We start from the raw sequence: 25019 nt of genomic DNA on the forward strand, positions 1-25019 counted from the left end.
TTATTTCAACATACTATAAAATAAAACATAAGAAAACGAGTATCTCCAACTACGGCAATACTCGATTTTTGATATTTAGAAGTGTTTTTTGCTCTGCTTCTTTTATTTCGATTAACGCATAGTTACGAATTCTTCAGATGCAGTTGGATGAATCGCCACAGTTGCGTCAAAGTCGGCCTTGGTTGCTCCCATTTTGATAGCAACAGCAAATCCTTGAATCATTTCATCAACACCGTATCCAATTCCATGAAGTCCGACAACTTTTTCTTCTGAACCAGCTGTGATCAATTTGAAACGAGTTTCTTGACGGTTGAAAGTGCAAGCAGAGTACATAGACGTAAAGCTTGATTTATAAACCTTGATTTGGTCTTGACCGTATTCTTTAATAGCTTGCTCTTCTGTCAAACCAACAGTTCCGATAGCAGGGTGTGAAAAGACAACGGTTGGAATAGTTGAGTAGTCCATTTTTGCAGTTGTTTTTCCGTTAAAGAGACGTTCAGACAAAGTACGTCCAGCCTTGATAGCAACTGGAGTTAGTTCTTTTTCACCTGTTACATCACCTAGAGCATAGATTCCCTCAACAACAGTATTTTGGTATTCATCTACTTGGATAAAGCCACGTTCATTCAGAGTAACTCCAGCTTTTTCAAGTTGCAAGTCCTTAACGTTTGGACGGCGGCCTGTAGCCCAGATAACTTGGCTAGCTGTGTGACTAGTACCATCTTCGAAATGAATAGTAATGCCTTCAGCAGTTTTTTCTAACTTGGCAGGGACTTTGTGAGTGTGAAGTGGTAAGTTTGTTCTTTCCATTTCCTTGACCAGACCTTCAACGATGTAAGAATCAAAACCACGTAAAGGACGATCACGACGAACAAAGAGGTCTGTCTTGACACCAAAAGTGTGGAGTACGCCAGCCAATTCAACGGCAATATAACCAGCGCCTAGAATAGCAACTGACTCTGGTAATTCTTCCCAGGCAAATACATCATCAGAAGAGCCACCTAGCTCAGCACCAGGAACGTCTGGAATACTTGGATGGGCACCAGTAGCGATCACGATATGTTTAGCACGAATCAGTTCACCATTTACGCTAACAGTATGAGAATCTACAAATTCAGCATGACCTTCAATCAAGTCTACTCCGTTGCGTTTAAAACTGCCATCATAAGAAGAACGAGCGCGATCGATGTAGGCTTCACGATTACGACGTAGGGTTGCAAAGTCAAAGTTAAGATCAGTAGTCTTAAAGCCGTAGTCTTCCCCAAATTGATGGAAAGTTTCAGCGATTTGCGCCCCGTACCACATGATTTTCTTAGGAACACAGCCGACATTGACACAGGTTCCACCTAGTTTCTTTTCCTCAATAACGGCCGCTTTGGCTCCGTGTTCACCAGCACGGTTCATGGTAGCAATTCCTCCGCTACCTCCACCGATAGCAATGATATCGTATTCTCTCATTGAAAACTCCTTTGTACTCTTTTAAATAGTAGAGTGTCATTTTTTGATAGTCATATTCTATCTTTTTTTTGATGTGATTGCAAAAATCTGCTACGTTCAAAAAAATTAAAGAAAAGGCTTGCAAAAAAGAAAAATAAAGTGTATTATATAACTAGTACAATGGTAATAAAAATAAATTCCGAACAATAATCAAATCCTGAAATGTCATTATTTCGTTCTGAAAGGTTATTGTTTATATTTGCTAATTTTTATATAATATTGTTAAGGACTTTAAATCAAAAAGGAGTTTCATTATGAAGAAGAATCGTAAAGCTAAAAAGTGGCAATTGTATGCAGCAATCGGTGCTGCCAGTGTAGTTGTATTAGGTGCTGGGGGGATTTTGCTCTTTAGACAACCATCTCAGACCGCGGTAAAAGATGAGCCTACTCATCTTGTTGTTGCCAAGGAAGGAAGCGTGGCATCCTCTGTTTTATTGTCAGGGACAGTAACAGCAAAAAATGAACAATATGTTTATTTTGATGCTAGTAAGGGAGATTTAGATGAAATCCTTGTTTCTGTGGGTGATAAGGTCAGCGAAGGGCAGGCTTTAGTCAAGTACAGTAGTTCAGAAGCCCAGGCGGCCTATGATTCAGCTAGCCGAGCAGTAGCTAAGGCAGATCGTCATATCAATGAGCTCAATCAAGCACGAAATGAAGCTGCTTCAGCTCCGGCTTCACAGTTGCCAACGCCAGCAGGAGGCGAAGGAGCTGCAGAGCAAACTCCAGCTCCAGTCTCAGGAAATGCAGTGTCATCTATTGATGCGCAACTAGGTGATGCTCGTGATGCGCGTGCAGATGCAGCAGCGCAATTAAGCAAGGCTCAAAGTCAGTTGGATGCCATGACGGTTCTCAGTACCCTAGAGGGAACTGTGGTCGAAGTCAACCGCAATGTTTCAAAATCTCCAACAGGAGCTAGCCAAGTGGTAGTGCATGTAGTAAGTAATGAAAACTTGCAAGTTAAGGGTGAACTATCTGAATATAACCTTGCTAACTTATCTGTCGGTCAAGAAGTAACCTTTACTTCTAAAGTTTACCAAGATAAGAGCTGGACTGGTAAGATTAGCTACATTTCTGACTACCCTAAAAACAATGGTGAAGCAGCAAGTGCAGCTACTGCCTCAGCAGGTGGTAATTCTGGTTCTAAATATCCATATACCATCGATGTTACAAGTGAAATCGGTGATTTGAAACAAGGATTCTCAGTAAGTGTTGAGGTCAAGAACAAGACTAAAGCCATTTTGGTTCCTCTAACAAGTATTGTGACTGAAAATGATAAGAACTATGTCTGGGTGATTGACGAGCAGAAAAAGGCTAAGAAAGTGGAAGTTGGTTTGGGCAATGCTGATGCAGACAACCAAGAAATCACTTCAGGTCTGACAAATGGAGTCAAGGTCATCAGTAACCCAACGTCTTCTCTAGAGGAAGGAAAAGAGGTGAAGGCTGATGAAGAAACTAATTAGTCTAAAAAATATCTGCAGAAGCTACCGTAACGGTGACCAAGAACTGCAGGTTCTCAAAAATATCAACCTAGAAGTGAATGAGGGTGAATTTGTTGCCATCATGGGACCATCCGGTTCAGGTAAGTCAACCCTCATGAACACCATTGGGATGTTGGATACTCCTACAAGTGGTCAGTATTTTCTAGATGGCAAAGAAGTAGCTGGTCTGGGTGAAAAACAATTAGCCAAGGTTCGAAATCAGGAAATCGGATTTGTTTTTCAGCAGTTCTTTCTTCTATCTAAACTCAATGCTCTGCAAAATGTAGAATTACCCTTGATTTATGCAGGAGTTGGTGCTTCAAAACGTCGCAAATTAGCAGAAGAGTATCTGGAAAAGGTTGAGTTGACTGAGCGTAGTCACCATTTACCTTCAGAATTATCTGGTGGTCAAAAGCAACGTGTGGCTATTGCGCGTGCCTTGGTAAACAATCCTTCTATTATTCTAGCGGACGAACCGACAGGAGCCTTGGATACCAAAACAGGTAACCAAATCATGCAACTATTGGTTGACTTAAACAAAGAAGGAAAAACCATCATTATGGTTACGCATGAGCCTGAAATCGCTGCTTATGCCAAACGCCAGATTGTCATTCGAGATGGAGTTATTTCATCTGATAGTGCGCAGTTAGAAAAGGAGGAAAACTAAGATGCAGAATCTGAAATTTGCCTTTTCATCTATCATGGCTCACAAGATGCGTTCTTTCTTAACCATGATTGGTATCATTATCGGCGTATCATCCGTTGTCGTCATCATGGCCTTGGGAGACTCCCTGTCGCGCCAAGTCAATAAAAACATGACCAAGTCCCAGAAAGATATCCATGTCTTTTTCTCACCTACCAAGAGTAAGGACGGTTCCTTTACCCAGAAGCAATCTGCTTTGACGGTTTCTGGTAAAGAAGAGGATGTTCCTGTGGAACCACCAAAACCGCAAGAAGCTTGGGTTAAGGAGGCGGCCAAACTTAAGGGTGTAGATAGTTACTATGTAACCAACTCGACAAATACCACCCTGTCTTATAAAGATAAAAAGGTTGAGCGCGCTAGCTTGACAGGTGGAAATATTACTTACATGAAGGCGGTTGAAAATGAAATTGTTGCAGGTCGTAGTCTTATAGCTCAGGATTATAAAGATGTGGCCAGTGTCATTTTGCTAGACCAAGAACTTGCTAACAGTCTGTTCGGATCCGCTCAAGAAGCTGTTAACAAGATTATAGATGTTGGTGGCTTTAGCTATCGTGTTATTGGTGTTTATACTAGCGATGAGGCCAAGGCTGTCAAGACATTTGGTATTGGTGGACTTCCCATTACGACTAATATTTCTCTTGCCAATAACTTCAATATGGATGAAATTTCTGATATTGTTTTTCGAGTTAATGATACCAGTTTGACACCAACTGTAGGACCAGAATTAGCTAGAAAAATGACCGAAATTGCTAGTCTTCAACAAGGAGAGTATCAGGTGGCAGATGCGACTGCAGCCTTCCAAGAAGTACAACAATTGTTCGGCTTTATAACTACGATTATTAGTGCCATTGCAGGAATTTCCCTTTTTGTTGGAGGGACTGGTGTTATGAACATCATGCTGGTTTCGGTGACGGAGCGTACGCGTGAGATTGGTCTCCGTAAGGCTTTGGGTGCAACACGTGCTAATATTTTAATCCAGTTTTTGATTGAATCCATGATATTGACCTTGCTTGGTGGAGTCATTGGTTTAACCATTGCGACAGGCTTAACCGCTATAGCTGGCATACTCTTGCAAGGTTTGATTGCGGGTATAGAAGTGGGAGTATCAATCCCAGTTGCCCTATTTAGTCTTGCAGTTTCGGCTAGTGTGGGTATGATTTTTGGAGTTTTGCCAGCCAACAAGGCTTCGAAACTTGATCCAATTGAAGCCCTTCGTTATGAATAAGTTAAACAAGATGGACACTTGTCTATCTTGTTTTTGTATGGATTTCCCTATCGAAAATCATTAAAAATGTGATATAATGAAGTGTTAGAAAAACAGGTTTCATTTGCCTGGAAAGGAAAAATTATGTCTGAAAAGAATTTTTATATTACAACACCGATTTACTATCCATCTGGTAAACTTCATATTGGTTCTGCCTACACAACCATCGCCTGTGATGTCCTAGCCCGTTATAAACGCCTTATGGGTTACGATGTCTTTTATTTGACAGGTCTTGACGAGCATGGTCAGAAAATCCAGCAGAAAGCAGAAGAAGCTGGCATTACACCTCAAGCTTATGTTGATGGGATGGCAGTTGGAGTCAAAGAACTCTGGCAATTACTAGATATCTCATACGATAAATTTATCCGTACAACTGATGACTACCATGAAAAAGTTGTCGCACAAGTCTTTGAACGCTTGCTGGCTCAAGATGACATCTATTTAGGTGAATACTCTGGCTGGTATTCAGTATCAGATGAGGAATTCTTTACAGAAAGCCAGCTTGCAGAAGTATTCCGTGACGAAGCTGGAAATGTGACTGGTGGTATCGCTCCATCAGGTCACGAAGTGGAATGGGTATCTGAAGAGTCTTATTTCCTTCGTCTTAGCAAGTACCAAGATCGTCTAGTAGAATTTTTCAAAGCTCATCCTGAATTTATCACTCCAGATGGTCGTCTGAATGAAATGCTTCGTAACTTCATCGAGCCAGGTTTGGAAGATTTGGCAGTTTCTCGTACAACCTTTACATGGGGTGTGCCAGTGCCATCTAATCCAAAACACGTTGTCTATGTTTGGATTGATGCTCTTCTTAATTATGCGACAGCTCTTGGCTACGATCAAGATGAACATGGTAATTTTGACAAGTTCTGGAATGGAACAGTCTTCCACATGGTAGGGAAAGACATCCTTCGTTTCCACTCAATCTATTGGCCAATCCTTCTTATGATGTTGGATATCAAATTGCCAGATCGTTTGATTGCCCACGGTTGGTTTGTCATGAAAGACGGCAAAATGTCTAAGTCTAAAGGGAATGTCGTTTACCCTGAAATGTTGGTAGAGCGTTATGGACTTGATCCGCTTCGTTACTACCTCATGCGTAGCCTTCCAGTTGGTTCAGACGGAACCTTCACTCCTGAAGACTATGTAGGCCGTATCAACTACGAATTGGCTAATGACCTTGGCAACCTCCTCAATCGTACGGTTTCTATGATTAACAAGTACTTTGACGGGCAAGTCCCTGCCTATGTAGAAGGTGTAACAGAGTTTGATAATGCTCTTGCTCAAGTAGCTGCTGAATCTATCGCTGATTACCATACACACATGGAAGCAGTTGACTATCCACGTGCTCTTGAAGCAGTCTGGACTCTTATCTCTCGTACTAACAAATACATCGACGAGACAGCTCCATGGGTCTTGGCTAAGGATGAAGCTCTCCGTAACCAATTAGCAAGTGTTATGAGCCACTTGGCAGCTAGCCTTCGTGTTGTCGCTCATTTGGTTGAACCGTTTATGATGGAAACCAGTCGCGCAGTCTTGACTCAACTTGGTTTGGAAGAAGTTTCTAGCCTTGAGAACTTGAGCTTGGCTGACTTCCCAGCAGATGTGACTGTAGTTGCCAAAGGAACTCCAATCTTCCCACGTCTGGATATGGAAGAAGAAATCGCCTATATCAAGGAACAAATGGAAGGCAACAAACCAGCAGTCGAAAAAGAATGGAATCCAGATGAAGTCGAACTCAAACTAAACAAGGAAGAAATCAAGTTTGAAGACTTTGACAAGGTTGAAATCCGTGTCGCAGAAGTCAAAGAAGTTTCTAAAGTAGAAGGTTCTGATAAGTTGCTTCAATTCCGCTTAGATGCTGGTGATGGAGAAGATCGTCAAATTCTTTCAGGAATTGCAAAATACTATCCAAACGAACAAGAATTGGTCGGCAAGAAAGTTCAAATCGTTGCCAATCTCAAACCTCGTAAGATGATGAAGAAATATGTCAGTCAAGGTATGATCCTATCAGCTGAACATGATGGAAAATTAACCCTTCTCACAGTTGATTCAGCTGTACCGAATGGAAGTGTGATTGGGTAAAAATAAAACACTAAAGTCAGTTGGAAGACAAAGTCCTTAGACTACAAGTTTCTAAGGACTTTTCTATGTGTAGAGTTGTATATTAGTATAATAGATGTAAGAATGGTTGAGAATTGTTGCCTAAGTCTCACAAAGAAAATCAAGACTACAAATATAATCAAGTTGGTTTTTACGCGCTAGTTGAACTCATTTCGTAAGACTATTTTCTTGGTCGCAGGTACTTATTCCTCGGATAAAAGGTGTTCTAGTTTATCCCCTGTTACATATGTTGGTTAAAATTCCTCCCATCTAATGTTTCTGCGGTTTCAGTTTCATGCTCCAAACCATCAAGGACATTGAGGTCAATACCGCCTATCGTTGGTTTAAGGGGGGATTGAAACGATAAAATTCCTCATTTTACAACTTATGGTAAGAATTACAGACATCGTTTTCAATATAAGGAAATAATAGAGCAAATTTTTAATCAGGTCCTATCTATTGTATAGAAGAATGGTTTGATTGACCCGATAGAGTGATTTCTAATGTAGAAGTATAATAGATTTTTTGGTATAATAAAAGTTATGGAAATCGAAAAAACCAATCGTATGAATGCGCTCTTTGAATTTTATGCGGCGCTTTTGACAGATAAGCAAATGAATTATATCGAGCTCTACTACGCTGATGATTACAGCCTTGCTGAAATTGCTGAGGAGTTTGGTGTCAGTCGTCAGGCTGTCTATGATAATATTAAGCGGACAGAAAAGATTCTGGAAGATTATGAGATGAAATTGCACATGTACTCGGACTACATTGTCCGCAGTCAGATTTTTGACCAGATTTTGGAGCGCTATCCCAAGGATGACTTTCTGAAGGAGCAGATAGAAATTTTAACAAGCATTGATAATAGAGAATAAGAGGAAGAAACATGGCATTTGAAAGTTTAACAGAACGTTTGCAGAACGTCTTTAAAAATCTACGTAAAAAAGGAAAAATCTCTGAATCTGATGTCCAAGAGGCAACCAAAGAAATTCGCTTGGCTTTGCTCGAGGCCGACGTTGCCTTGCCTGTTGTAAAGGACTTTATCAAGAAAGTTCGTGAGCGTGCAGTCGGCCATGAGGTTATTGATACCCTTAATCCTGCGCAACAAATTATTAAAATCGTTGATGAGGAACTGACAACCGTTTTAGGTTCTGATACGGCAGAAATTATCAAGTCACCTAAGATTCCAACCATCATCATGATGGTCGGTTTGCAAGGGGCTGGTAAAACAACCTTTGCTGGTAAATTGGCCAACAAACTCAAGAAAGAAGAAAATGCTCGTCCTTTGATGATTGCGGCGGATATTTATCGTCCTGCTGCCATTGATCAGCTTAAGACCTTGGGCCAACAGATTGATGTGCCGGTTTTCGCTCTTGGAACAGAAGTACCAGCTGTTGAGATTGTTCGTCAAGGTTTGGAACAAGCCCAAGCTAATCATAATGACTATGTCTTGATTGATACGGCAGGTCGTTTGCAGATTGATGAGCTTTTGATGAATGAACTTCGTGACGTAAAAGCATTGGCTCAACCAAACGAAATTCTCCTCGTGGTTGATGCCATGATTGGTCAAGAAGCGGCCAATGTTGCGCGTGAGTTTAATGCTCAGTTGGAAGTCACTGGGGTCATCCTTACCAAGATTGATGGGGATACTCGTGGTGGTGCGGCTCTATCGGTTCGTCACATCACTGGAAAACCAATCAAGTTCACTGGTACAGGTGAAAAAATTACAGATATCGAAACCTTCCACCCAGACCGTATGTCTAGCCGTATCCTTGGTATGGGGGATATGCTCACTTTGATTGAGAAAGCTTCTCAAGAATACGATGAGCAAAAAGCCCTTGAAATGGCTGAGAAGATGCGTGAAAACACATTTGATTTCAATGATTTCATTGATCAGTTGGATCAGGTGCAAAATATGGGGCCGATGGAAGACTTGCTCAAGATGATTCCAGGTATGGCTAACAATCCAGCCCTTCAAAACATGAAGGTAGATGAACGCCAGATTGCTCGCAAACGTGCTATTGTGTCTTCAATGACACCTGAAGAACGTGAAAATCCAGATTTGTTAAATCCGAGCCGTCGCCGTCGTATCGCTGCAGGTTCTGGGAATACCTTTGTCGAAGTTAATAAATTCATCAAAGACTTTAACCAAGCTAAACAACTTATGCAGGGTGTTATGTCTGGAGATATGAACAAGATGATGAAGCAGATGGGAATCAATCCAAACAATCTTCCTAAAAATATGCCAAATATGGGAGGAATGGATATGTCTGCCCTTGAAGGAATGATGGGACAAGGTGGTATGCCTGACTTATCAGCTCTAGGAGGAGCGGGAATGCCAGATATGAGCCAGATGTTTGGTGGTGGACTAAAAGGTAAAATCGGTGAATTTGCTATGAAACAGTCCATGAAACGCATGGCTAACAAAATGAAGAAAGCGAAGAAGAAACGCAAATAAAAAAGGAAAGCAGAAGTGCTTTCCTTTTTTATATAGCATATGTGCTTTCTATGATTAGGCAATTTTCTTAATCGAAAAATTGACTAAATAGAAAGAGAGATTTCAAATCCTTGCGTCCATTCGGATTTTACTGTAATTTCGATTTTTAAAGCATCTGCTAATTGTTTGACTAGATAGAGCCCCATACCTGTTGATTTTTTCCTTGTATCACCTGAATCACCTGTAAAGCCTTTTTCAAAGATATGAGGAAGGTCACAAGCTTTAACTCCGCAACCATTATCCCTAATAATCAGACTTGTGCGCCCCTTATCTTTTGACATAGAAATACTGAGTTCGGGCTTGTCAGAGCTATATTTAAGGGCGTTGGCGAGTATTTGAGAGAGGATAAATTCAAAACTGCGTTGATCGGTGTAGCAGATTCCTTGTATGTTCTCTAGCTGAATCGTAAATTTCTTTTCTTTGAGCAAGGGATCAAAGTTTTCCAAAAGATCTTGGATACACTCTTGGAGGTCAAGGTCTTCAAATAGAAAATCATTTTTTTCACTTTTCACCCTGTAATAGAATAGTATCTGTGATACATTTCCTTGGATTTGATTTTTCACATAGTCCAACTTAAAAGTTGTATCCTTTGGCAACTGGTCACTTTGATTGTCCAAAAGGAGGGAAAGAAGCGATAGAGGGAGTTTGATTTCATGAGCCCATTTTTCAACATAGTCCTCGTATTCGGCTAGTAATGAGTTGAGCTTTCCTATTTCCGCTTGCCTTTGGTAAAGCGCATTTGCGATTTCTTCGATGCTTTCTTTCTCTGAGGCACTTGATAAACGCAATAATTCCAGCTCCGTATCGACCTTGGGATTGGCTATGAAGGCTTTATAGGCAGCGGATTTTTTTCTTTCTTTTCTTATCAGTAGGAATGATAGGATGAAAAAGAGCAGGACAGTAGCTAAAAGATAGAGAAGGATGAGGGCTTGAAACTTTCTCACGTCTGAAAGCCAAAGCAGGACAGCTGTGAATAAATCAAATGCTAAGAGAACAAGTAACCAAGGCAGATAGGTAGCCAAATATTTAGGATTCTGTTTCATATTCCCTTTCCTCTTCCAATTTGTAACCGATACCTCTGACGGACTTGACTTGAAGTGCAATACCAGCCTGTTTCATCACCTTTTTGAGTCTTGCAATATTTACTTGAAGGGCATTTTCATCGATGAACTCAGTTGTATTCCACAGTTTCATGCTTAGTTCTTCTTTTGTGACGACAGAATCAGTTGCCACTAATAAAGTTTCTAACAATTTCCCTTGATTTTGGGGGAGTAAAATCGAGTGTCCATTGATATAAAGGGTATAGGTCTGTCTATCAAGCAGAAAATTATCTTTTTCAAGTAGATTTTGTCTGCCTTCATAGCGTTTCAAGATATTTTCTATACGTGCCAAAAATCTTTCTTTCTTGAAAGGCTTTGTTAGATACTCATCTGCCCCTAATTTCAGGGCGTAGATTTCATCTTTTAATTGTTCACGGGAAGTGAGAACCAATATAGGGACAGAGCGTTTTGACTTGAGATTTTTACAAATTTGAAAACCTGTTTCTCCTGGCAAATTCAAATCCAGTATGATTAGATCTGTATCGTATTGCAGCACTTGCTGGCTTGTATCTTTGAAGTCAGTCAACTTATCAACTTGATAACCCGCTTTCTCTAACAAGATGACAATTTCATCTCGAATCAAGGCTTCATCTTCAATAACCAGAATATGCTTCATATCGGTTCCTCCTTTTCCTATTTTATTCTACCTTATTCATCTCTTTTGGGTTCCATTAATGACAATAAGTACTTGTTGCTATTTTTCTTTACAATTCTGATATAGATGACTTCAAAGCCAGCTAAGAGCAGTACGATCAGCATGGCTGTGATAAATCTCTGCCCCATAACCATTCTTGCGCTAGTGGGCACTATTCCTGTGAGGAGGGAGCTCACTCCGAAGCTACTACTGATAAGTGCAAGGGCTATTGGTAGACCGAAATACCAGTTGACTTGCTTTTCTGACGATTTACAAAGAGTTTCGTAGTTGGCACCAAGATGGATTAAGGTTTGGTATCGTCTATAGGATTGTCTTTGTCCCATCAAAAACTGAACGCCGATAATTGTATTTGCGACAACAAGGAAGATGATAGACAGATAGATGGTGACATAGCTGGCAGAGATAATGTAAAACAATTGTCTTCCCATATTTTGTATATAGCTTTCATAGCCAAGAGAGGTTTGATTTAGCTTTTCATTGGTATCTGAGATAGCTCTCATCAAGCCTTTTTCCTTGACTAGCTCAGGAGCCAAGATACCGCTAACATAGTTCGAATAGCGACCGTCTGTATAGCTCATAAAAATCTCATCTGGAACTATGAGAGCGACAGAGAGGGTTATCTCATGATCCGTTACGATTGGCAAAGACTCCACCTCGCCAATCAATTTTACATCATTTCCCATGACTTTGATTTGAGGCTTTGTCTTTAGGACAGAGTTGACGAGACTTTCATCAGGCAGAAAATCTTTCCCCATATACAAATATGCTTCCTTATTAGTTAGTTCTAGAGGAGGAAGATTGGCAGCCTTTTTAAGTTCATTGTATTCGGAAACTGGTATGAGGTGGGAATTAGTAGACTGTTTAAATTTATGGAGCAAAATTTCCTTGTTCTTGTTGTCTTTTTGATTTTTCAACTCCTTGATGACCTCTTCAAAGGACACGGATTCGTGTTCTTTAGTTTGGCCTACTTTAATTTGCAGAATCTTTGAAAACTGTGATACTAGTCCGGCAGCTTCAAGCTCTTTTTTAACTGCATTTACATCAAGATTTTCATCTGTTTCCTGCTTGCTATCTCTAAATGTATAATCCAATACGTGGGTTTGATTGCCTGGATTGCCGCTTGCAATGGCCACACCTGCTCCAAAGAGGCACAAGGCAGAGAAAATTAAGAGGGAGCAGACAGCCAGTATAGTTGAGCGTTGGATAACTAATTCCTGAATCTGTCTAAAATTATAGGCATGAAGTTTTCGATTGTTTCCAAGCTTGACCAAAAAGTCTATAAATAAACGCATACCAAAGAAGAGTAGGATAGTTCCCAGAGTTCCTAAGAGAACGGTGATGCCCATTGTTATGACATTTTCCCAAGCTTGTCCACTCATACCCATGTAATAGGCTGTTCCTAGAAGCAAAATTCCGAGGACAGAAGCAAGAAGGTACACCCCCTTGGGGAGTAGTTTCTTCATCCCAGAAGGAGAATAGGCGAGCAGGTTTCCGATTTCCATATTGGCAGTCTTTGTACTTAAAAGGACAAAAACAGCTAATTTTACGGCTAGGAAGCCGATGACTGTATAGAGTAGAGCTGTGGTAGATAGAGAAAATTGATGTTCAATAATCCCTAGTCCCACAATTTTAGCGGTTATTAGGCTAATCAATTCTGAAATTAAGATGGAAATAGGAAGGCCTATTCCAAGGGCAAGGACACTGTTTCTCAAATCCTCGAGTAGGAGCAGTAAGAAGAGTTTGCTTCTTCGCATGCCCAGTGTGAGATAGACACCAAATTCATGTTTTCTCCTTTCCATCTGCATACTGCTTGAGAAGTAGACTAGAAAAAAGAGAATAAAGAGCGTTGCTACATAAAGAATGGGAATCATGCTAAAGAGTTTATTTACAGCGTCACTTTCTATTTGTTTTAGAAAGTGCATCACATCTTGATGAGACAAAGAAAGGATGATGTAAAAGGAGATAATAGACAGAACCATAGAACTGAAATACAAGCCGTTATTTTTTCGATCTCTCTTGCTATTTCTTGAGACTAATTTAGAAAACATTACCATCACCTCCAGCTAGTGCAGCCATGACCTTTAGTATTCTGTGATAGAAGTCTTCTTGACTTTCTCTTGGATAATCGCGACGGATTTCATGGAACAGTTTTCCATCTTGGATAAACAAGATGCGGTTGCAAAAGCTGGCTGCGACAGAATCGTGGGTCACCATGAGAATGGTGGTTTCTTCCACTTGATTCATTTCGGATAATTTTTGCATCAAAATGGTTGCGTTTTTTGAATCCAAAGCTCCTGTGGGCTCGTCCGCAAATACAATCTTAGGGTCTAAAATTAAGGCGCGCGCAGCAGCTACCCTTTGCTGTTGACCACCTGATAATTGAGAAGGGAACTTATCCAGTAGTTCAGAAATATCTAGATATTGGGAAAGTAATTCTAACCGAACCTTGCTTTCGTTAGCATCGACCTCGTGCAAAGACAAGGGAAGTAAAATATTTTCTTTGGCTGTAAGATTGTCCAAGAGCTCAAAATTCTGGAAGAGATAGCCAATTTCCTTGCCTCTATAATCTGCTAATTGGCTCCCTTTTAACTGACCTAAATCCTTTTCTTGCATTTGAATGGAACCGTCAGTTGGCTTGATGATTGTGGCTAGACAGTTAAGAAGAGTTGTTTTCCCAGAACCGCTACTCCCCATAATTCCTAAGAACTCACCTTTTACAACTTGAAAAGATATGCTATCCAAGGCTTTGGTAATATTGGGACCTTTCCCATAATACTTTTTTAATGATTCTACTCGTAAAATTGTGTCCATGTGAAACACCTCCATTTTTTGTTACTTTCATTATAATATGAATCAGAGTAGAATAACACTTACGGATGATGTAAGAAATCTTTATCGCTGACTTTTATAATCAGGTTATTGGAACTATACTTACTATATTATAGCATGCTTTCAGGGATTTAAAAAGAGGAGTAGAGGTTGAGAAATTTTCCTAATATTGAAATCATAAAAAATAATACCACTGAAGTTCATGCTCCAGCGGTATTATTTTTTATTTTATAGGAAACTCTATTCCCATTCAACAGTTGCAGGCGGTTTACTTGTAATATCGTAGACAATACGGTTAACATGATTTACTTCATTTACGATACGTACAGAAATCTTTTGAAGGACTTCCCAAGGAATTTTGGCAAAGTCAGCAGTCATACCATCGATAGAGGTGATGGCACGGATTGCAATCGTGTAGTCATATGTACGACCGTCACCCATAACACCAACTGAACGAACGCCTGTATTAACAGTGAAGTATTGCCAGATATCGCGGTCAAGACCTGCTTTAGCAATTTCTTCACGAAGAATAGCGTCTGACTCACGAACTGTTTCTAGCTTTTCTTCAGTGATTTCACCCATAACACGGATAGCAAGTCCTGGTCCTGGGAATGGTTGGCGCCATACGATATGGTCTGGCATACCAAGCTCTGTACCAAGGGCACGAACTTCGTCTTTATAGAGAGTGTTGAGTGGTTCAATCAATTCAAATTGCATGTCTTCTGGAAGACCACCCACGTTGTGGTGTGACTTGATAGTTTGAGCTGTATCCGTACCAGACTCGATAACATCTGTATATAAAGTACCTTGAGCAAGGAATTTCACATCTTTGAGCTTGCTTGCTTCGTCATCAAATACATACACAAACTCGTTACCGATGATTTTACGTTTTTGTTCTGGGTCAGAAACGCCAGCAAGTTTATCAAGGAAACGTTTAGCAGCGTCTGCTTTGACGATATTCAAACCAAACTTACCACCAAGCATGTCCATAACCTGATCTGCTTCACCTTTACGAAGGAGACCGTGGTCCACGAAGATACAGATCAATTGATCACCAATAGCCTTTTGGAGAAGAACCCCAACTACAGATGAATCAACCCCACCGGATAGACCAAGAAGGACACGTTTATCACCGACAGTTTCACGGATTTTTTGGATCTGCATATCGATGAAGTTATCCATTGACCAATCACCTTTAGCCTTACAGATGTTAAGGGCAAAGTTACGAAGGATATCATTTCCGTATACAGAATGACGAACTTCTGGGTGGAATTGGATACCGTAAATGTGTTTATCTGGGTTTTCAATGGCTGCATATGGACAGTCAGCTGAAGTTCCAGTACGAACAAAATCAGCAGGAATCTCAGTAACTGCGTCACCATGACTCATCAAAACAGTCTGTTCATCAGGTGTTGATTCAAAAAGAGCTGATGGTGTATGAGTTAGAGTTGATTGACCGTATTCACGATTTCCAGCATCACCTGCAGGAACAACTTTTCCTCCAAGTTTATGTGTCAACAACTGCATACCGTAACAGATTCCCAAAATTGGAATTCCAAGTTCGAAGATTTCTGGGTCAATATCAAATGAACCATCTTCGTATACAGAGTTTGGACCACCTGATAGGATAATTCCTACAGGATTGATTTCACGAATTTCAGCAGCTGAAATTTTATGGCTTTTTAGTTCTGAAAAAACACCAATCTCACGGATACGGCGTGAAATCAGCTGGTTGTATTGGCTACCATAGTCCAATACGATGATTTTTTCTACATCTTGCAAATCAGTTGAAATGTTGCTCATCTTTTTCCTTTCTCAAAAGAAATATCTTTTTTCAATATTCTATCACAAATAAGGGCGAATTACCAACTAAACAAGGCGAAGTTTGACTTTTTCTAGTTTATTGGGGTACAATAGAGAAAAGATAGAAATGAAGTGAAAAATATGCTACCCGCTTATATGAAAATCCATGATCAGATTAAAAAGGATATTGACGAACACCGTTGGGCAATTGGTGAGAGACTTCCTAGTGAACGAGACTTAGCAGAGCAGTTTGCGGTCAGTCGCATGACCCTCCGCCAAGCCGTATCTCTATTAGTCGAAGAAGGCGTCTTAGAGCGCCGCGTAGGAAGTGGCACCTTTGTTTCTAGTACTCGGGTACAAGAAAAGATGCGAGGAACAACAAGTTTTACTGAAATTGTTAAGTCCCAAGGTAAAGTACCCTCTAGCCAGCTCATTTCCTACAGAAAAACCATTCCCAATGAGCAGGAAGTTGCCAAGCTAGGAATTTCTCCAACGGAGAATATTATCCGAATGGAACGGGTCCGCTATGCCGACCAAGTTCCTCTAGTTTATGAAGTTGCTTCTATTCCTGAAAAATTCATTAAGGACTTTAAAAAAGAAGAAATCACTAGTCATTTCTTCCAGACCTTGCAAAAACATGGCTACCGTATTGGCAAATCACAGCAGACTATCTATGCTCGCCTTGCTAAGGAAAAGATTGCCCACTATTTGGAAGTTGAAAAAGGACATGCTATTCTTGGTCTGACTCAGATTTCTTACCTAGAAGATGGTACTGCATTTGAATACGTAAAAAGTCAGTATGTAGGCGAACGTTTTGAATTTTATCTTGAGAATAACTAGTCTAGAAAGGCTAGTTTTTTGCTTTCTTAAAAGATTAGAATTGTCAAAACAATCTGTCTAGGCTTGATTTTATCACTTATTTACTATAAAATGAGAAGGAAAAACGTCAAACTTTTATATTGCAAATAGGAGAAAACATGACAAAAACATTAAAACGTCCTGAGGTTTTATCACCTGCAGGGACTTTAGAGAAGCTAAAAGTAGCTGTTCAGTATGGTGCAGATGCTGTCTTTATCGGTGGGCAAGCCTATGGTCTTCGTAGCCGTGCAGGAAACTTTACCTTTGAACAAATGGAAGAAGGTGTCCAGTTTGCGGCCAAGTATGGTGCTAAGGTTTATGTGGCTGCCAACATGGTTATGCACGAAGGAAATGAAGAAGGGGCTGGTGAGTGGTTCCGTAAACTGCGTGATATCGGGATTGCAGCAGTTATCGTATCTGACCCAGCCTTGATTATGATTGCGGCGACTGAAGCACCGGGTCTTGAAATTCACCTCTCTACTCAAGCCAGTGCGACTAACTATGAAACCCTCGAGTTCTGGAAAGAACTGGGCTTAACTCGTGTTGTTTTGGCGCGTGAGGTTTCAATGGAAGAATTGGCAGAAATTCGCAAACGTACAGATGTTGAGATTGAAGCCTTTGTACATGGTGCCATGTGTATTTCATACTCTGGTCGCTGTACGCTTTCAAATCACATGAGTATGCGTGATGCTAACCGTGGAGGTTGTTCTCAGTCTTGTCGTTGGAAATACGACCTTTACGATATGCCATTTGGGAAAGAACGCAAGAGCTTGAAAGGTGAGATTCCTGAAGAATTTTCAATGTCAGCCGTTGATATGTCTATGATTGACCATATCCCGGATATGATTGAAAATGGTGTGGACAGTCTGAAAATTGAAGGACGCATGAAGTCTATTCACTATGTTTCAACAGTAACTAACTGTTATAAGGCTGCTGTTGATGCTTATCTAGAGAGTCCTGAGAAGTTTGAAGCTATCAAACAAGACTTGGTGGATGAGATGTGGAAGGTTGCCCAACGTGAATTAGCAACAGGTTTCTACTATGGTACACCATCTGAAAATGAGCAGTTATTTGGTGCTCGTCGTAAAATTCCTGAGTATAAGTTTGTTGCTGAAGTGGTTTCTTATGATGAAGCGACACAAACAGCGACCATTCGCCAACGGAACGTCATTAACGAGGGGGACCAAGTTGAGTTTTATGGCCCAGGTTTCCGTCATTTTGAAACGTATATCGAAGATTTGCACGATGCCAAAGGCAATAAAATCGACCGTGCTCCTAATCCAATGGAACTCTTGACTATCAAGGTTCCACAACCTGTTCAAGCTGGAGACATGGTTCGAGCTCTCAAAGAAGGACTCATCAATCTTTATAAGGAAGATGGAACCAGCGTCACAGTTCGTGCTTAATAAGCGTGCAGGAGAGGAAAGCTTTCTAGTTGCTTTCCCTTTAATCCTACTTACTAAAAGAACATTAGGTTAAAGAAAATATATTAATTTTCATCCGAGATTCCATCTCGGATTTTTTCATTATTTTTCAGAAAGACCTAGATAATGGACGGATTTATTACAAGTTATTTCCAAAGTTTTCTATATAATAGACTTAAAAATAGTAAAATTGTAAATAATTTTCATTAAACGCTTTCAACGTAAGTAAAAAGTTGACAAATCCAATTTTTAGGACTAAACTAAGTAAGTAAATTTTAATTAAAAGGAGAATTCGTCATGAATTTAACATTTTTCGGTCTATGTCTTGCCTGTATGGGTGTATCTCTTGGTGAAGGTATGTTGATGAACGGTTTGTTGAAATCAGTTGCTCGCCAACCAGATATCATCTCAGAACTACGTAGTTTGATGATCCTAGGGGTTGCCTTTATTGAAGGTACTTTCTTCGTTACTCTTGTCTTTTCATTTATCATCAAATAAAAGAAGTATAAATTGAAAAAGGGAGGATTTTAGATGGAAGAAAGTATTAATCCAACCATCAATATTGGTCCTGTTACCTTTAATTTAACCATAGTAGTTTTGACTTTGTTGACTGTAGCACTTATTTTTGGCTTTATTTATTGGGCAACTCGAAATATGACTTTGAGACCCACAGGAAAACAAAATGTATTAGAGTATTTATTTGATTTTGTTGTTGGATTTACAAAATCAAACCTTGGTCCAATGATAAAGGATTATTCTCTCTTTTATTTCTGTTTATTCCTATTTATGGCCATTGCAAATAATATTGGCTTAATGGCTAGAATTCAGACTACAGATGGTGTAAATCTTTGGACCTCACCAACAGCAAATTTGTCATTTGACTTGGTCTTGTCTTTTACAATTATCTTAATGACCCACGTAGAAGGAATTCGACGTCGTGGAATCAAAAAGTATTTAAAAGCATTTGTAACACCAGGTTTTATGACACCAATGAATCTCTTGGAAGAAGTTACCAATCTCCTTTCACTTGCATTGCGGGTATTTGGTAATATCTTTGCAGGAGAAGTGATGGCAAGTATGTTAGTCCTACTTTCTCATCAGGCCTTCTATTGGTATCCTATTGCTTTTGGAACAAATCTAATCTGGACTGCATTTTCTGTTTTTATTTCTTGTGTACAAGCATATGTATTTACATTGTTATCTTCAATGTACCTAGGAAATAAAATTAATGATGAAGAATAGAAAGGAGTAGTTTATGAATGTAACAGTAGGTGAATTACTTGGTGATTTTATACTAATCGCTGGTTCCTTTATTCTCTTGCTAGTCTTGGTTAAGAAATACGCTTGGTCAAATTTGGCTAGCATTTTCGAACAAAGAGCAGAAAAAATTGCAGCAGATATTGACGGAGCTGAACAAGCACGTCAAAAAGCAGAAGTATTGGCTCAAAAACGCGAAGATGAATTGACTGGTAGCCGTAAAGAAGCTAAGACAATCATTGAGAATGCGAAAGAAACAGCTGAGAAAAGTAAAGCTAGTATTTTAGCAGATGCTAAGCTAGAAGCAGGACGCTTGAAAGAAAAAGCGAACCAAGAAATTGCTCAAAATAAAGCTGAAGCTTTACAAAGCGTTAAGGGTGAGGTAGCAGATTTGACAATCAGCTTGGCTGGTAAAATCATCTCACAAAACCTTGACGGTCATGCCCATAAAGAACTCATTGATCAGTATATCGATCAGTTAGGAGAAGCTTAATGGACAAGAAAACAGTAAAGGTAATTGAAAAATACAGCATGCCTTTTGTCCAATTGGTTTTAGAAAAAGGAGAAGAAGACCATATCTTTTCAGACTTAACTCAAATCAAGCAAGTTGCTGAAGAAACAGGTTTACCTTCTTTTTTAAAAAAAGTGGCAGTAGACGAGTCTGACAAGGAAAAAACGATTGTATTCTTCCAAGATTCAGTGTCACCTTTATTGCAAAACTTTATTCAGGTTCTTATCTACAATCACAGAGCAAATCTTTTTTATGATATTCTTGTAGATTGCTTGAACCGACTTGAAAAAGAAACAAATCGATTTGAAGTGACGATTACATCAGCTCATCCTTTAACTGATGAACAGAAGAGTCGCTTGCTCCCTTTGATTGAGAAAAAAATGTCTCTTAAAGTAAGGAGTGTAAAAGAACAAATCGATGAAAGTCTTATTGGTGGTTTTGTCATTTTTGCCAATCACAAGACAATTGATGTGAGTATTAAACAACAACTTAAAGTTGTTAAAGAAAATTTGAAATAGAAAGTGGTGTTCTTTTGGCAATTAACGCACAAGAAATCAGCGCTTTAATTAAGCAACAAATTGAAAATTTCAAACCCAATTTTGATGTGACTGAAACAGGTGTTGTAACCTATATCGGGGACGGTATCGCGCGTGCTCACGGCCTTGAAAATGCCATGAGTGGAGAGTTGTTGATTTTTGAAAACGGCTCTTATGGGATGGCTCAGAACTTGGAGTCAACAGACGTCGGTATTATCATCCTAGGTGACTTTACAGATATCCGTGAAGGCGATACAATCCGCCGTACAGGTAAAATCATGGAAGTCCCAGTAGGTGAAAGTCTGATTGGTCGTGTTGTGGATCCACTTGGTCGTCCAGTTGATGGTCTTGGAGAAATCCACACTGATAAAACTCGTCCAGTAGAAGCACCAGCTCCTGGTGTTATGCAACGTAAGTCTGTATCAGAACCATTGCAAACTGGTTTGAAAGCTATTGACGCCCTTGTACCGATTGGTCGTGGTCAACGTGAGTTGATTATCGGTGACCGTCAGACAGGGAAAACAACCATTGCGATTGATACAATCTTAAACCAAAAAGGTCAAGATATGATCTGTATCTATGTTGCGATTGGACAAAAAGAATCAACAGTTCGTACGCAAGTAGAAACACTACGTCAGTACGGTGCCTTGGACTACACAATCGTTGTGACAGCCTCTGCTTCACAACCATCTCCATTGCTCTTCCTAGCTCCTTATGCTGGGGTTGCCATGGCGGAAGAATTTATGTACCAAGGTAAGCATGTTTTGATCGTTTATGATGATCTTTCAAAACAAGCGGTAGCTTATCGTGAACTGTCTCTCTTGCTTCGTCGTCCTCCAGGTCGTGAAGCCTTCCCAGGGGATGTTTTCTATCTTCACAGCCGTTTGCTTGAGCGCTCAGCTAAAGTTTCTGATGAACTTGGTGGTGGATCAATTACAGCCCTACCATTTATCGAGACACAAGCAGGAGATATCTCTGCCTATATCGCAACTAATGTGATTTCAATCACTGATGGACAAATCTTCCTTGGTGATGGTCTCTTCAATGCGGGTATTCGTCCAGCCATCGATGCGGGTTCATCTGTATCACGTGTAGGTGGTTCTGCGCAAATCAAAGCCATGAAGAAGGTTGCTGGTACACTTCGTATCGACCTTGCTTCATACCGTGAGTTGGAAGCCTTCACTAAGTTTGGTTCTGACTTGGATGCAGCAACACAGGCTAAGTTGAACCGTGGACGTCGTACAGTTGAAGTCTTGAAACAACCTGTTCACAAACCATTGCCTGTTGAGAAACAAGTAACTATTCTCTATGCTTTGACACATGGTTTCTTGGATACTATTCCAGTAGATGATATCGTTCGTTTCGAGGAAGAGTTCCATGCCTTCTTTGATGCTCAACATCCAGAGATTTTGGGAACCATTCGTGATACAAAAGACTTGCCAGAAGAAGCAGTCTTGGATGCTGCGATTACAGAGTTTCTCAATCAAACCAGCTTCCAATAAGAATAGAGGTGTCAGATGGCAGTATCTCTAAATGATATTAAAACAAAAATCGCCTCAACAAAAAATACGAGTCAAATCACTAATGCCATGCAAATGGTATCGGCTGCTAAGCTAGGTCGCTCTGAAGAAGCAGCTCGCAACTTCCAAGTTTATGCTCAGAAAGTTCGCAAACTTTTGACAGATATTCTTCATGGTAATGGAGCTGGTGGTTCAACCAATCCGATGTTGATTAGCCGTCCCGTGAAGAAGACAGGCTATATCGTCATTACTTCAGATCGCGGTTTGGTTGGAGGGTATAATTCTTCTATTCTGAAAGCTGTTATGGAGTTGAAGGAAGAATACCATCCAGATGGTAAAGGTTTTGAAATGATCTGTATCGGTGGAATGGGAGCTGACTTCTTTAAGGCCCGTGGCATTCAACCACTTTATGAACTACGTGGCTTGGCAGACCAACCGAGCTTTGATGAAGTTCGTAAGATTATTTCAAAAACTGTTGAAATGTACCAAAATGAACTTTTTGATGAGCTTTATGTTTGCTACAACCACCATGTCAATACGCTAACCAGTCAAATGCGTGTGGAACAAATGCTTCCGATTGTTGACTTGGATCCAAATGAAGCAGATGACAGTTACAGCTTGACCTTTGAATTGGAAACTAGCCGAGAAGAAATTTTGGAGCAGTTATTACCTCAGTTTGCAGAAAGTATGATTTACGGGGCTATTATCGATGCTAAGACAGCTGAAAATGCTGCGGGTATGACAGCCATGCAAACAGCGACAGATAATGCTAAGAAAGTCATTAATGATTTGACAATTCAGTATAACCGTGCCAGACAGGCGGCGATTACACAAGAAATTACAGAAATCGTAGCAGGAGCTAGTGCCTTAGAATAGGCACTAGTCCAGCTCGTATGAAAATGAACTTAGGACCTAGTTAAGCTAGGGACCGACAGTATCTTATATAGAATAGGAGAAGGAGATGAGTTCAGGTAAAATTGCTCAGGTTATCGGTCCCGTTGTAGACGTCTTGTTTGCAGCAGGGGAAAAACTTCCTGAGATTAACAATGCACTTGTCGTCTACAAAAATGACGAAAGAAAAACAAAAATCGTCCTTGAAGTAGCCTTGGAGTTGGGAGATGGTATGGTCCGTACTATCGCCATGGAATCAACAGATGGTTTGACTCGTGGAATGGAAGTATTGGACACAGGTCGTCCAATCTCTGTACCAGTAGGTAAAGAAACTTTGGGACGTGTCTTCAATGTTTTGGGAGATACCATTGACTTGGAAGCTCCTTTTACAGAAAATGCAGAGCGTCAGCCAATTCATAAAAAAGCTCCAACTTTTGATGAGTTGTCTACCTCTTCTGAAATCCTTGAAACAGGGATTAAGGTTATCGACCTTCTTGCCCCTTACCTTAAAGGTGGTAAGGTTGGACTTTTCGGTGGTGCCGGGGTTGGTAAAACCGTCTTAATCCAAGAATTGATTCACAACATTGCCCAAGAACACGGTGGTATTTCAGTATTTACCGGTGTTGGGGAACGTACTCGTGAGGGGAATGACCTTTACTGGGAAATGAAAGAATCAGGCGTTATCGAGAAAACAGCCATGGTATTTGGTCAGATGAATGAGCCACCAGGAGCACGTATGCGTGTTGCCCTTACTGGTTTGACAATCGCTGAATATTTCCGTGATGTAGAAGGCCAAGACGTTCTTCTCTTTATCGATAATATCTTCCGTTTCACTCAGGCTGGTTCAGAAGTATCTGCCCTTTTGGGTCGTATGCCATCAGCCGTTGGTTACCAACCAACACTTGCTACGGAAATGGGTCAATTGCAAGAGCGTATTACATCAACTAAAAAGGGTTCTGTAACCTCTATCCAGGCTATCTATGTGCCAGCTGATGACTATACTGACCCAGCGCCAGCAACAGCCTTTGCTCACTTGGATTCAACAACAAACTTGGAACGTAAGTTGGTACAATTGGGTATCTACCCAGCCGTTGACCCACTTGCTTCAAGCTCACGTGCCTTGGCACCTGAAATCGTTGGAGAAGAGCACTATGCAGTTGCTGCTGAAGTAAAACGCGTCCTTCAACGTTACCATGAATTGCAAGATATCATTGCTATCCTTGGTATGGATGAGCTTTCTGATGAAGAAAAGACCTTGGTTGCTCGTGCTCGCCGTATCCAGTTCTTCTTGTCACAAAACTTCAATGTTGCGGAACAATTTACTGGTCAGCCAGGTTCTTATGTTCCAGTTGCTGAAACTGTACGTGGCTTTAAGGAAATCCTTGATGGTAAACACGACCACTTGCCAGAAGATGCCTTCCGTGGTGTAGGTTCTATCGAAGATGTGATTGCAAAAGCTGAAAAAATGGGATTTTAAGAGGTGATCTATGGCTCAGTTAACTGTCCAGATCGTGACACCAGATGGTCTCGTCTATGATCACCATGCCAGCTATGTATCGGTTCGAACCCTGGATGGTGAGATGGGGATCTTGCCACGACATGAAAATATGATTGCGGTTTTAGCAGTTGATGAAGTAAAGGTAAAACGTATTGATGATGAAAATCACGTGAACTGGATTGCAGTGAACGGAGGCGTTATCGAAGTTGCCAATGGCGTTATCACAATTGTTGCTGACTCTGCAGAACGTGCTCGTGATATCGACGTTAGTCGTGCAGAACGTGCCAAACTTCGAGCAGAGCGTGAAATTGAAGAAGCACAAGACAAACACTTGATTGACCAAGAACGTCGTGCTAAAATTGCTTTGCAACGTGCCATAAACCGTATTAATGTCGGAAAAAGACTATAAGAAAAAAATGAACTTGAGTTACCAAGTTCATTTTTTATGTTTTCTTAAGGGGCAAAACTGATGCAAAATTAGAATTGTCTAGAGATATAAAAGATAATTAAAATATTGCATAGTTCAATTTGCGTAGCAGAAATCATACAAATGAAATTGATTATAGTAAAATAGAATTAGAATTATTAAGAAAGTTGG

Annotated in this window: 22 protein-coding genes and 1 pseudogene; 17 read left to right on the top strand and 6 right to left on the bottom strand. The window is 40.3% G+C overall.

Features of this window, described 5'->3' with window-relative positions; translation table 11 throughout:
- Window positions 1–111: 111 nt before the first annotated feature.
- On the bottom strand, window positions 112–1458 hold the full coding sequence (gor, locus tag SK578_RS05185) for a glutathione-disulfide reductase (protein ID WP_042751007.1): 1347 nt from the start codon (window positions 1456–1458) through the stop codon (window positions 112–114).
- A gap of 290 nt (window positions 1459–1748) precedes the next feature.
- Here gor and SK578_RS05190 point away from each other — a divergent pair, with 290 nt between their 5' ends.
- The 7 genes and pseudogenes from SK578_RS05190 (at window position 1749) to ffh (ending at window position 9500) form a co-directional block, all read left to right on the top strand.
- Window positions 1749–2957: an efflux RND transporter periplasmic adaptor subunit gene (locus SK578_RS05190; RefSeq protein ID WP_042751008.1), complete on the top strand. Its 1209-nt coding sequence runs from the start codon at window positions 1749–1751 to the stop codon at window positions 2955–2957.
- Window positions 2941–3642, top strand: a complete 702-nt coding sequence (locus SK578_RS05195) for an ABC transporter ATP-binding protein (protein WP_042751009.1) — start codon at window positions 2941–2943, stop codon at window positions 3640–3642. Before SK578_RS05190 ends, SK578_RS05195 begins: the two co-directional genes overlap by 17 nt.
- 1 nt (window position 3643) lies before the next feature.
- The gene (locus SK578_RS05200; RefSeq protein ID WP_042751010.1) at window positions 3644–4903 is read left to right on the top strand and encodes an ABC transporter permease; all 1260 of its coding nucleotides are present in this window, start codon (window positions 3644–3646) and stop codon (window positions 4901–4903) included.
- A 123-nt stretch (window positions 4904–5026) separates the two neighbouring features.
- Window positions 5027–7024 carry a methionine--tRNA ligase gene (metG, locus tag SK578_RS05205; protein ID WP_042751011.1) on the top strand — a complete coding sequence of 666 codons (1998 nt, stop codon included), beginning with the start codon at window positions 5027–5029 and terminating at the stop codon, window positions 7022–7024.
- 116 nt (window positions 7025–7140) lie between these two features.
- Window positions 7141–7506 (top strand): annotated as a pseudogene (locus SK578_RS11235) (transposase); the annotation flags it as partial.
- Between the two features lie 78 nt (window positions 7507–7584).
- Complete coding sequence (locus tag SK578_RS05210; RefSeq protein ID WP_004260758.1) at window positions 7585–7917, top strand: putative DNA-binding protein; 333 nt, start codon at window positions 7585–7587, stop codon at window positions 7915–7917.
- A gap of 11 nt (window positions 7918–7928) precedes the next feature.
- Window positions 7929–9500 (top strand): signal recognition particle protein, encoded by a 1572-nt coding sequence (gene ffh / locus SK578_RS05215; RefSeq protein WP_042751012.1) that lies wholly within the window; start codon window positions 7929–7931, stop codon window positions 9498–9500.
- Window positions 9501–9583: 83 nt separating this feature from the next.
- Here ffh and SK578_RS05220 read toward each other — a convergent pair whose 3' ends face one another.
- The 5 genes from SK578_RS05220 to guaA all read right to left on the bottom strand — a co-directional run bounded on the left by SK578_RS05220 (window position 9584) and on the right by guaA (window position 15926).
- Window positions 9584–10582: a sensor histidine kinase gene (locus SK578_RS05220; RefSeq protein ID WP_042751013.1), complete on the bottom strand. Its 999-nt coding sequence runs from the start codon at window positions 10580–10582 to the stop codon at window positions 9584–9586.
- Window positions 10566–11255 carry a response regulator transcription factor gene (locus tag SK578_RS05225; protein WP_042751014.1) on the bottom strand — a complete coding sequence of 230 codons (690 nt, stop codon included), beginning with the start codon at window positions 11253–11255 and terminating at the stop codon, window positions 10566–10568. The genes SK578_RS05220 and SK578_RS05225 overlap by 17 nt, the downstream gene beginning before the upstream one ends.
- Window positions 11256–11287: 32 nt before the next feature.
- A complete protein-coding gene (locus SK578_RS05230; protein ID WP_042751015.1) occupies window positions 11288–13342 on the bottom strand; it encodes an FtsX-like permease family protein in 2055 nt (684 codons plus the stop codon).
- A complete protein-coding gene (locus SK578_RS05235) occupies window positions 13332–14105 on the bottom strand; it encodes an ABC transporter ATP-binding protein (RefSeq protein ID WP_042751016.1) in 774 nt (257 codons plus the stop codon). The genes SK578_RS05230 and SK578_RS05235 overlap by 11 nt, the downstream gene beginning before the upstream one ends.
- Window positions 14106–14363: 258 nt before the next feature.
- Window positions 14364–15926 carry a glutamine-hydrolyzing GMP synthase gene (gene guaA / locus SK578_RS05240; protein ID WP_042751017.1) on the bottom strand — a complete coding sequence of 521 codons (1563 nt, stop codon included), beginning with the start codon at window positions 15924–15926 and terminating at the stop codon, window positions 14364–14366.
- A 141-nt stretch (window positions 15927–16067) separates the two neighbouring features.
- On the opposite strand from guaA, the gene SK578_RS05245 reads away from it, so the two are divergent.
- The 10 genes from SK578_RS05245 (at window position 16068) to SK578_RS05290 (ending at window position 24830) form a co-directional block, all read left to right on the top strand.
- Window positions 16068–16766 (top strand): GntR family transcriptional regulator, encoded by a 699-nt coding sequence (locus SK578_RS05245; protein ID WP_042751018.1) that lies wholly within the window; start codon window positions 16068–16070, stop codon window positions 16764–16766.
- 137 nt (window positions 16767–16903) lie between these two features.
- A complete protein-coding gene (locus SK578_RS05250) occupies window positions 16904–18190 on the top strand; it encodes a peptidase U32 family protein (RefSeq protein ID WP_020901474.1) in 1287 nt (428 codons plus the stop codon).
- Window positions 18191–18505: 315 nt separating this feature from the next.
- On the top strand, window positions 18506–18706 hold the full coding sequence (locus SK578_RS05255; RefSeq protein WP_001054560.1) for a F0F1 ATP synthase subunit C: 201 nt from the start codon (window positions 18506–18508) through the stop codon (window positions 18704–18706).
- A 33-nt stretch (window positions 18707–18739) separates the two neighbouring features.
- Window positions 18740–19450 carry a F0F1 ATP synthase subunit A gene (atpB, locus tag SK578_RS05260; protein ID WP_000392870.1) on the top strand — a complete coding sequence of 237 codons (711 nt, stop codon included), beginning with the start codon at window positions 18740–18742 and terminating at the stop codon, window positions 19448–19450.
- A 13-nt stretch (window positions 19451–19463) separates the two neighbouring features.
- Window positions 19464–19958, top strand: coding sequence for a F0F1 ATP synthase subunit B (gene atpF / locus SK578_RS05265; protein ID WP_042751020.1), 495 nt, complete (start codon window positions 19464–19466; stop codon window positions 19956–19958).
- Window positions 19958–20494, top strand: a complete 537-nt coding sequence (locus tag SK578_RS05270; RefSeq protein ID WP_042751021.1) for a F0F1 ATP synthase subunit delta — start codon at window positions 19958–19960, stop codon at window positions 20492–20494. Before atpF ends, SK578_RS05270 begins: the two co-directional genes overlap by 1 nt.
- Window positions 20495–20508: 14 nt before the next feature.
- Window positions 20509–22014, top strand: coding sequence for a F0F1 ATP synthase subunit alpha (gene atpA, locus SK578_RS05275; RefSeq protein ID WP_042751022.1), 1506 nt, complete (start codon window positions 20509–20511; stop codon window positions 22012–22014).
- A gap of 15 nt (window positions 22015–22029) precedes the next feature.
- The gene (locus SK578_RS05280; protein WP_000301214.1) at window positions 22030–22908 is read left to right on the top strand and encodes a F0F1 ATP synthase subunit gamma; all 879 of its coding nucleotides are present in this window, start codon (window positions 22030–22032) and stop codon (window positions 22906–22908) included.
- Window positions 22909–22993: 85 nt separating this feature from the next.
- Window positions 22994–24400, top strand: a complete 1407-nt coding sequence (gene atpD / locus SK578_RS05285) for a F0F1 ATP synthase subunit beta (RefSeq protein ID WP_042751024.1) — start codon at window positions 22994–22996, stop codon at window positions 24398–24400.
- A gap of 10 nt (window positions 24401–24410) precedes the next feature.
- A complete protein-coding gene (locus tag SK578_RS05290) occupies window positions 24411–24830 on the top strand; it encodes a F0F1 ATP synthase subunit epsilon (protein ID WP_042751025.1) in 420 nt (139 codons plus the stop codon).
- Window positions 24831–25019: the final 189 nt, after the last annotated feature.

The sequence above is a fragment of the Streptococcus mitis genome, assembly GCF_000722755.1.
In the GTDB taxonomy this organism is placed as follows: domain Bacteria; phylum Bacillota; class Bacilli; order Lactobacillales; family Streptococcaceae; genus Streptococcus; species Streptococcus mitis_CM.